Origin of the sequence: Streptococcus sp. NLN64 (assembly GCF_015831295.1) — a bacterium.
Classification (GTDB): domain Bacteria; phylum Bacillota; class Bacilli; order Lactobacillales; family Streptococcaceae; genus Streptococcus.
Window position 1 is genome coordinate 1 of record NZ_JADXDQ010000017.1, and the last position, 944, is coordinate 944.

2 tRNA genes are annotated in these 944 nt (G+C 46.6%); both read left to right on the plus strand.

Annotation, left to right across the window (positions count from 1 at the left end):
• Positions 1-30 precede the first annotated feature (30 nt).
• Positions 31-104 (plus strand) — tRNA-Arg (locus tag I2503_RS03930).
• Between the two features lie 14 nt (positions 105-118).
• Positions 119-192, plus strand: a tRNA-Pro gene (locus I2503_RS03935).
• Positions 193-944: the final 752 nt, after the last annotated feature.

The window sequence follows — 944 nt, forward strand, 5'->3', positions numbered from 1 at the left end:
ACCGGTTCGATTCCGGTCCTCGGCAAATGAGCACCCTTAGCTCAACTGGATAGAGTACCTGACTACGAATCAGGCGGTTAGAGGTTCGACTCCTCTAGGGTGCATGTAAACAATAATACGGGAAGTAGCTCAGCTTGGTAGAGTACTTGGTTTGGGACCAAGGTGTCGCAGGTTCGAATCCTGTCTTCCCGACTAGAGCAGATGACCGCAATGTCATCTTTTTTTGTACGCCAAAACCAGTGCCATAGCGAAGACTATCAACAAATTGTTTGGGCCAATTGGACCAAGGTGTCGCTCGCTCTCTCACTCAGGAATTGAGTGAGAGAGTATTTCGATAAAGCGAAGGTACTTAGCGTCAATATCCTGTCTTCCCGACTAGAGCAGATGACCGCAATGTCATCTTTTTTTGTACGCCAAAACCAGTGCCATAGCGAAGACTATCAACAAATTGTTTGGGCCAATTGGACCAAGGTGTCGCTCGCTCTCTCACTCAGGAATTGAGTGAGAGAGTATTTCGATAAAGCGAAGGTACTTAGCGTCAATATCCTGTCTTCCCGACTAGAGCAGATGACCGCAATGTCATCTTTTTTTGTATGCCAAACCCAGTCCCACAGAGATGACTATCAACATATTGGACCAAGGTGTCGCTCGCTCCGCCACTCAGGAATTGAGTGGCGGAGTATATATAGATAAAGCGAAGGAACTTCGCGTCAAAACACTCAGGAATTGAGTGGCGGAGTATATATAGATAAAGCGAAGGAACTTCGCGTCAAAACACTCAGGAATTGAGCGGAGGAGTGTTTATAGATAAAGCGAAGGTACTTCGCGTCAATATCCTGTCTTCCCGACTAGAGCAGATGACATTGTGTCATCTTTTTTTGTATGCCAAACCCAGTCCCACAGAGATGACTATCAACATATTGGACCAAGGTGTCGCTCGCTCC